This is a genomic window from Olsenella kribbiana (assembly GCF_036408795.1).
Taxonomy (GTDB): Bacteria; Actinomycetota; Coriobacteriia; order Coriobacteriales; family Atopobiaceae; genus Olsenella_L; species Olsenella_L kribbiana.
Map to the genome: position 1 here is coordinate 23689 of NZ_JAZGJP010000020.1, position 7813 is coordinate 31501.

The 7813-nt window shown below is 59.8% G+C and carries 8 protein-coding genes; 5 read left to right on the forward strand and 3 right to left on the reverse strand.

Annotation, left to right across the window (positions count from 1 at the left end; all coding sequences use genetic code 11):
• Nucleotides 1-6: 6 nt before the first annotated feature.
• Entirely contained in the window at nucleotides 7-1086 is a 1080-nt protein-coding gene (locus VXJ24_RS10205) for a YdcF family protein (RefSeq protein ID WP_330972811.1), read from the forward strand.
• A 28-nt stretch (nucleotides 1087-1114) separates the two neighbouring features.
• Here the strand turns inward: VXJ24_RS10205 and VXJ24_RS10210 are convergent, their stop codons facing one another.
• Both VXJ24_RS10210 and VXJ24_RS10215 read right to left on the reverse strand, forming a co-directional pair.
• Nucleotides 1115-1249 (reverse strand): hypothetical protein, encoded by a 135-nt coding sequence (locus tag VXJ24_RS10210; RefSeq protein ID WP_330972812.1) that lies wholly within the window; start codon nucleotides 1247-1249, stop codon nucleotides 1115-1117.
• A gap of 373 nt (nucleotides 1250-1622) precedes the next feature.
• Nucleotides 1623-2294, reverse strand: coding sequence for a Crp/Fnr family transcriptional regulator (locus VXJ24_RS10215; RefSeq protein ID WP_330972813.1), 672 nt, complete (start codon nucleotides 2292-2294; stop codon nucleotides 1623-1625).
• Nucleotides 2295-2457: 163 nt separating this feature from the next.
• On the opposite strand from VXJ24_RS10215, the gene hcp reads away from it, so the two are divergent.
• The 4 genes from hcp to VXJ24_RS10235 all read left to right on the forward strand — a co-directional run bounded on the left by hcp (nucleotide 2458) and on the right by VXJ24_RS10235 (nucleotide 5840).
• Nucleotides 2458-4092: a hydroxylamine reductase gene (gene hcp / locus VXJ24_RS10220; protein ID WP_330972814.1), complete on the forward strand. Its 1635-nt coding sequence runs from the start codon at nucleotides 2458-2460 to the stop codon at nucleotides 4090-4092.
• Nucleotides 4093-4168: 76 nt separating this feature from the next.
• Nucleotides 4169-4747 carry a uracil-DNA glycosylase family protein gene (locus tag VXJ24_RS10225; protein ID WP_330972815.1) on the forward strand — a complete coding sequence of 193 codons (579 nt, stop codon included), beginning with the start codon at nucleotides 4169-4171 and terminating at the stop codon, nucleotides 4745-4747.
• 110 nt (nucleotides 4748-4857) lie between these two features.
• Nucleotides 4858-5067 (forward strand): hypothetical protein, encoded by a 210-nt coding sequence (locus VXJ24_RS10230; RefSeq protein WP_330972816.1) that lies wholly within the window; start codon nucleotides 4858-4860, stop codon nucleotides 5065-5067.
• Nucleotides 5068-5105: 38 nt separating this feature from the next.
• Nucleotides 5106-5840, forward strand: a complete 735-nt coding sequence (locus VXJ24_RS10235) for a carboxymuconolactone decarboxylase family protein (RefSeq protein WP_330972817.1) — start codon at nucleotides 5106-5108, stop codon at nucleotides 5838-5840.
• Between the two features lie 479 nt (nucleotides 5841-6319).
• On the opposite strand, the gene VXJ24_RS10240 is transcribed toward VXJ24_RS10235, so the two are convergent.
• Nucleotides 6320-7198 carry a LysR family transcriptional regulator gene (locus VXJ24_RS10240; RefSeq protein WP_330972818.1) on the reverse strand — a complete coding sequence of 293 codons (879 nt, stop codon included), beginning with the start codon at nucleotides 7196-7198 and terminating at the stop codon, nucleotides 6320-6322.
• Between the last annotated feature and the right edge of the window lie 615 nt (nucleotides 7199-7813).

Sequence of the window (7813 nt, forward strand, 5' to 3'; positions counted from 1 at the left end):
GCTGCAGTGGATCTTGCAGGCGAAGGGATCTTCGTCGTTCTGGCGGCAGCCATGGCCGGTCTGGGACAGCTCTGGTTCTGGCGGCTCCGGCTCGGCGAGGAGCGCACGATCTGGCTGGGATGCGCCGCCCTTGTCGCAGCCGGCACTGCCATCCTGGCGCTCTCCCTTCTTTTTGTCGCAGTCTTCCCTGAGGATGTCTTTCCGTGGTCGCAGACGCTCGTGCTGGCCATCCTTGTGCTCTTCCTTGCCTTCCTCCTCATGTTTCCGGTCGTACTCGTCGTGACGCTCATTGTCACGGGCATACGGCTCATTCGGCGGGAGGGAAGAAGCCTGCGCAACATGCTCTCGCTCGGCCTTGGCTGCGCGATGGTCGTCTATGTGGCCATCTGGCCGTTTGTGCGGAGCGCTCTCGGCGACATTCCGGTTGCCGGCACTGTCTTCGATTTCATCTTCGGCTTCATAGCTCTTCTCATCGCTCTTCTGGGCACAGCCTTCGCTTTCTACACCGTGGCAGGCGTCGTCGTGCAGTGGCCGCACCGGCATCGCCGCTACGATGCGGTCGTCGTTCTCGGCGCTGCCCTCATGAAGGACGGCACGGTCACGCCGCTTCTGGCAAACAGGGTGAAGCGCGGCATCGAGCTCTGGCATCTCCATCCCGAAGCGAAGCTCATCATGTCAGGCGGGCAAGGTGCAGATGGGCTCCAGCCTGAGTCCCATGCCATGCGTGCCTTCGCGCTTGCACAGGGTGTGCCCGAAGAGGCTATTCTCGTCGAGGACCGTTCGACCACGACACGTGAGAACATCGCCTTTTCGGAAGCGCTCCGTGAAAAGGAGGGGCTCGTCTCCGAAGGACGGCTCCTTGTCGTCTCTGATGACTATCACGTGTTCCGTGCGCTTCTGATCACCCGTGCCCTCGGCATCGCGGCCGACGGAGCAGGCGCCAAGGTGCGGCTCTACTTCGCCCTCAATGCGCTCGTGCGTGAATGGGTGGCCTATGTGGACCTGAAGCGTGCCGTCTTCATGAGGCTCTCCGGCACCGTGCTTGTGCTCTACACGGCACTCTACCTCCTGACAGCATTTGACTGAGGCCAGCCTTTCTGTGCGGCATGCTGCCTCAGAGGTCAAGTGCCTTGAGCTCTGCGGTAGCCGTCTCGGCGAGCTTTTCTGTCTTCTTCGCATTGGTGACGAAGGCGGAGCCGATCGCGAACATGTCGTCTGCGGCCACGCCGAGCGCGGCGTTGATGAGCACGTCGGTAACACTGCTGTCTGCCTCTTCTGGACGATGATCCTGTACTTCCCCTGGAGCATGACCCAGACCTGGTTCTGGCGGTCGAGGGGGCGGATACACGATTGCGTCGGCAAAGCCGTCTTCCACGGGATTGGGCCTGCCTTCGTGAAGGTCTCGTCCTTGACGCGGCCGAAAAGCTCCTTCTGGCTGCCGAACCCTGCTTTGTCTTGATGGTCTTGAGCCTGAAGCCGAATGCCCTGTCATTCTCCTGCCTGGCAGGGGTGGCCAGTACAGAGTCCCATGGCCAGAAGCATGGCGGAAAGAGGGATCTGCTGCTTCATCCCAACGCATGAGAGAAGGAGCTGGGGATGGCATGAGGCCAGGAGGGATGGCCCTAGCGGACGGACGGCTTTGCCAGAATCGTGAAGCGGTTCTTGCGGTAGCTGATATAGCCTTCTGCCTGCATCCGGCTGAGCTCCTTCGAGAGCGCCGTGCGCTCGACATTCAGATAGTCTGCCAGCTGCTGGCGGTTGAAGGGGATCTCGAACGTGTTGGCCTTGTGCTTGATGGACTCCGCATTGAGATAGGCCATGACCTTCTCGCGGACGCTTTTCGAGGCGATGAGGAAGCTCCTGCGCGAGAGCATGAGGTTCTTCTTGGCAGCGTTCATGAGGAGGTTCTGGGAGAGCTGTTTGGTCCAGAGCTTCTGCGCTTCTGCATAGTGCGCAAGAAGCGAGATCCTGATGAAGAGGATGCGGCAGGACTCATGTGAGCGCACATCGACGAGCAGCGGCTCCTTCGGCAGGAGCGCATAGGTCTCTGCGAAGGCCTCGCCTTTGCCAGCAAAGCCGAGAATCGTGCGGGTGCCCCAGGCATCGTTGCTCTCGATCGTCACAGAGCCTGCGAGCACGATGCCCAAAGACTGCGTGAGCGTGCCGGCACGCAGGATAAGCTCGTCTTTCCCGTAGCGCTCCTCATGCATCCGGAGCGCTTCTGCCATCTCTTCGAGCGCTTGGGCGCTGATGCCCCTGAAGAGCGGGATATCTGAGAGGGCGGCCAGATCCATTGCATCCCCTTTGTCGAAAAAACTCAAAATGTGGTCCTGGCAACGTACTCTAGCAGAGATGCAGCCAACAATGAAGAGGAAATGATACCGGATAGGAAACATATTCGGTGGATGGAGAGGCCTGCAGGTACGGATGCCTGCAGTGAAAGAAAGGACAAATAGCATGGATACGCCGATGTTCTGCTTCCAGTGCCAGGAGACTGCCGGCTGCAAGGGCTGCACGCGTTCGGGCGTCTGCGGCAAGACCCCTGATGTGGCAGCAATGCAGGACCTGCTCATCTACGTGACGAAGGGTATCTCCCAGGTTGCTTCGGCACTCCGTGCCGAGGGCAAGGAGGTCACGAAGGACACGAACCACCTCGTGACGACGAACCTCTTTACCACGATCACGAACGCCAACTTCGATAAGGAAGCCATCATCAAGCGCATCGAGGACACCCTCGTCGCAAAGAAGCAGCTTCTCGCCGAGCTTTCCTCCACCGAGGGCCTGCCTGAGGCAGCGCTCTGGGAGGGCACGCGCGATTCCTTCGAGGAGAAGGCACGCACGGTCGGCGTCCTTGCCACCGAGGATGAGGATGTCCGCTCCCTCCGCGAGCTCATCACCTACGGCCTCAAGGGCCTCGCTGCCTACTCGAAGCATGCCAATGTCCTCGGCCGCGATGCAGACGAGATCGACGCTTTCATCCAGCAGGCGCTTGCCAAGGTCACGGACGACAGCCTCACGGTCGACGATCTCGTGGCGCTGACGCTCGAGACCGGCTCCTTCGGCGTCAAGGGCATGGCTCTGCTCGATTCCGCCAATACCGAGACGTATGGCAACCCGGAGGTGACCGAGGTCGAGATCGGCGTTCGCAAGAACCCCGCTATCCTGATCTCCGGCCATGACCTCAAGGACCTCGAGATGCTCCTCGAGCAGACTGCAGGCACCGGCGTCGATGTCTACACGCACTCCGAGATGCTTCCTGCCCACTATTATCCTGCCTTCAAGAAGTATCCTCACTTCGCTGGCAACTACGGCAACGCCTGGTGGCAGCAGACGACCGAGTTCGAGAAGTTCAATGGCGCCATCCTCATGACCACGAACTGCATCGTGCCGCCGAAGGCCAGCTACAAGGACCGCATGTGGACGACGGGTGCTGCAGGCTATCCGGGATGCGGCCACATCGAGGCAGACGAGAACGGCTACAAGGACTTCACGCCGATCATCGAGCAGGCAAAGACACTGCCGGCACCGACTGAGATCGAGCATGGCACAATCGTCGGCGGCTTCGCCCATGAGCAGGTCTTCGCGCTTGCCGACAAGGTTGTCGCTGCTGTCAAGTCTGGCGCCATCCGCAAGTTCGTTGTTATGGCAGGCTGCGACGGCCGCCAGAAGACGAGGAGCTACTACACGGAGTTCGCAGAGAAGCTCCCGAAGGACGTTGTCATCCTCACGGCAGGCTGCGCGAAGTACCGCTACAACAAGCTCAACCTCGGCGACATCGATGGCATCCCCCGCGTGCTCGACGCGGGCCAGTGCAACGACTCCTACTCGCTTGCCCTGATTGCGCTCAAGCTCAAGGAGATCTTCGGCCTCGACGATATCAATGACCTGCCGCTTGCCTTCAACATCGCCTGGTATGAGCAGAAGGCCGTCATCGTCCTTCTTGCCCTCCTCTCCCTCGGCGTCAAGAACATCCACCTCGGCCCCACGCTTCCGGCATTCCTCTCGCCGAACGTCGCAAAGGTCCTCGTGGACAACTTCGGCATTGCCGGCATCACGACGGTCGACGACGACCTCAAGCTCCTCATCGGCTAGGATCTCAAAGACTGGATCTCAGACGGGCTTCCGGCAGCGTGCCGGGAGCCCGTTTTTCGCAGGGAAGAGGGTGCATATGGACTTCGCAGAGATCTATGAGGCAATCAGGCAGGACGAGCAGAACGTGTCCTATACAGAGCGGGGGATAGATCCGCTCTACACGGCCTCTGCTACCTCCCGTGTCGTGATCGTCGGCCAAGCACCGGGACGCATCGCAGAGGAGACGCATATCCCCTGGAACGACAAGAGCGGCGAGCGCCTGAGGTCCTGGCTCGGGATGGAGCCTTCCGTCTTTTACGACCCTGCCCAGGTCGCAATCCTTCCTATGGACTTCTATTTCCCGGGCAAGGGGAAGTCAGGAGACCTGCCGCCACGTGCAGGATTTGCCGAGAAGTGGCACCCGCTTCTGCTCTCTCAGATGCCCGACGTGAAGCTCCTCGTGCTTGTGGGGACCTATGCCGTGCACCACTATCTGGAGCTGCCGCAGAAGGTGAAGCTCACCGATATCGTGCGGGGATATGAGGACTATCTGCCAGGAGCCTTCCCTCTTGTCCATCCGTCTCCCAGAAACCAGATCTGGATGAAGAAGAACCCCTGGTTCGAGTCGGAGGTTGTGCCTGCGCTCCAGGATGAGGTGCGCAAGGCTCTTTCTTGATGCCTCTCTTGCTATGCATATCTACTATTGCAGAGTCAGCATGATAGGCATTTCACATTGCGCTTGTCCAATCCTATGCTGTAAGCGGCAAGAGAGAGGAAGGGACGGCAATGGATGCATACAGCGCAGTCAGGCCTGAAGATGCTGGGCTCACCGAAGCGGACGTCGAGGCTTTCGCAGGCCTTTCTGGCACGGCTGCCCAGGTCGCATTTCTGAGCCGCTGCCGGAACAGAAGGCTCGAGAGCCTTCATGCAGAGCAGGAGAAGCTCGAACATCTCGACTATCTGATCTACATGCTCAAGAAGTCGGAGAACGCATGAGGCTTCCTGCGCAGAGCAGGATGAGGAAAGGGATTGCAATGAAGCAGACAGCAGGACGCGATCAGCTCGGAACCTTCGCACCGGAGTTCGCCCATCTGAACGACGATATCCTCTTCGGCGAGGTGTGGGACCAGGAGGCGCTCTCCACGAAGACGAAGTGCATGCTCACCGTCACGACCCTCATGGCACAGGGCATCACGGATTCCTCGCTTCTCTACCATCTCCAGAACGCAAAGAAGCACGGCGTGACGCGTGCCGAGATCGCAGCTCTCATCACCCATGTCACGATGTATGCCGGCTGGCCGAAGGGCTGGGCTGTCTTCAACCTCGCGAAGCAGGTCTGGACCGAGGACGAGGAAGGCGCCGTGACCTCTCCTGAAGGCCTTTCCGAGGACTTCCCGGTGGGCGACCCGAATACGGCCTATGCGAAGTACTTCATCGGCAACAGCTATCTGGCATCGCTCGGAGACCCGCAGCTTAGTGCCTGCAACGTGACCTTCGAGCCGGGCTGCCGCAACAACTGGCACGTGCATCACAAGGGCGGCCAGGTCCTCATCTGCATCGCAGGCGAGGGCTGGTACCAGGAGTGGGGCAAGCCGGTCCAGAAGCTTACGCCGGGCGATGTCGTGAGCATTGCGCCCGAGGTCAAGCACTGGCATGGCGCAACAAAGGATTCCTGGTTCCAGCACATCGCGCTCGCGGTGCCGGCTGAGGGCGCCACGAACGAGTGGCTCGAGCCGGTCGAGGACAAGGATTACCTGGCACTTGCCTAGAGATGGCCAGACGGGAGGGCCTGGAGGCACCATGGCTCCAGGCCCTTTCCCATAGCTGGAACATCTCGGCATCCGGAGTCTGCTGTGCGGCTTATCCGGTGGCGGACAGGCTCTGCATGCACGGAACGGGCAGAGGAAAGAGAGCCCGTTCCTTTGTACGAAGACAGAGACGGGAAGAGCCGCCCGGCTCTTCTGCTCCGTGCTATCAGATGCTGGCAGCATGCATGAGGTGCTTTTGCTACCAGCTGCAGCCGCTGCAAAGCCGAAGAAGCCGCCGTCCGGGACATGGCGGCACAACCAAGCGCTGACAGTCGTCTTGCTGCCAGCCAGAGCTTGGAGGAGCGTGCCTGCGACGCGTGGACTAAATGGCAGTATCCGCTGCTTTGCGCCTGCCAGGCTCCTGCTCGGCAGGCGGATGACAGTGCCACGTTCTGAGGACTCTGCCATCCTGTCTGAACTGCACGAGGAAAGGAACCTCTTCAGCGCTCGGCTACGACGCGGCGCATCTCGCTGATGAAGGCTTCTCCTGTCTTCGAGAGGAGACGGAACTTCTTCCAGATGAGGTGGGCGCCTGCTGTGAGCGTCGGCTCGAGAGGCACGAAGACAAGGTCGTCAGGGCAGACGCCTTCGATCGAGATGGCAGAAGCAAGGCCATCGCGCACAAGCAGCAGGGCGTTGCCGATCATATCGAAGCGGGCAACGATGTGGCAGCTTCCCTCTTGGAGCACGCCGGAAGACCAGGAGATGAGGTCGAAGGTCTCGTGTGCCGTACGGGAGGAGACCATCAGGTCGAGGCCTTCGAGGTCTTCCGGATGGACGCTGGCTTTTCGTGCCAGCGGGTGGTCAGGACGGACAAGGAGACCGACGCGTTCCTTCTGGGGAAGCTCGAGGTGGTCGTGCTTGTCGACCTTGAAGGGATCAAGCACGACAGCAAAATCCACGACACCTCTCTCGAGTCTCTCCTCGATCGTGTCGGCATTGCCGGTCGAGAGGTTGAGATTGACTTTGGGGTGGAGTGCCTGGAGCTGGCGGAATGCCTCGACCACAGAAGACATGGCCTGGGTCTCTGCTGCGCCGATGCGGACCGTGCCCTGGAGCTCTGCACCAGGACCCACTTCGGACTCGGTCTGCTCCACAAGCGCCAGAATCTCCTCTGCACGCTGGCGGAGCCTCATGCCGTCCTCGGTGAGCGTCGTCGAGCGGTTCGTGCGCCTGAAGAGTGTGCATCCCAGTTCCTGTTCGAGCTCCGCAATCTGGCGCGAGAGCGTCGGCTGTGTCACATGCAGGACATTGGCTGCCTCTGTCATGCTCTCTTCGCGGGCGACCGCCAAGAAGTATCTGAGAGTCCTTATCTCCATAGCAACGCTCCATATCAAAACGTACGTTAACGGACTGTTTTGCCAGCTCGAACACATTATCTGCCAGAGATGGGACACATCGATTCGAAACGGCGGATAGCACCCCCGCTGGGATTGTTCTTCTGCGGGTTCTTCCATGCAATGATAAGAGATGAAACTAGGCGTATATAACGCTGAAGGAGAAGACGTGAAGCTCGGTAGGCAAGAAAAGCCTCAAAGATACCTTGCCTCGGGGATATAAAGGACAGTATCTAGATCCATTGCAGATAGCCCATCAGCACTCTGCTCGTATCGCGGCAAGCATGTCTTCGGCTGTCTTGTATGATTTGCCGGTCCCACCTTTCGCTATGGCCTCAGCTCCTTCGCGGAGAGCGGTGCTGGTTTCACCGTTCGGAATCGCGCTGGCGGAATTGGATGTGCTGCTGCGGGTCTGCTTTATCTGCTTCGGAAGGTTCGTTTTGCTGGGGCATTGACTGCCATCGCATCGCTCAGCTTTTTCTGAGGCTTCGGTAGTTTGTGTGACAAGGGGCTAGCCTAGGCAGCAACGCTCTTCGCTCCCTTCACGCCCTTCTTCCTCGCCTTCACCGGGCGACCCGGGAGCTGGGGCTGGCAGTC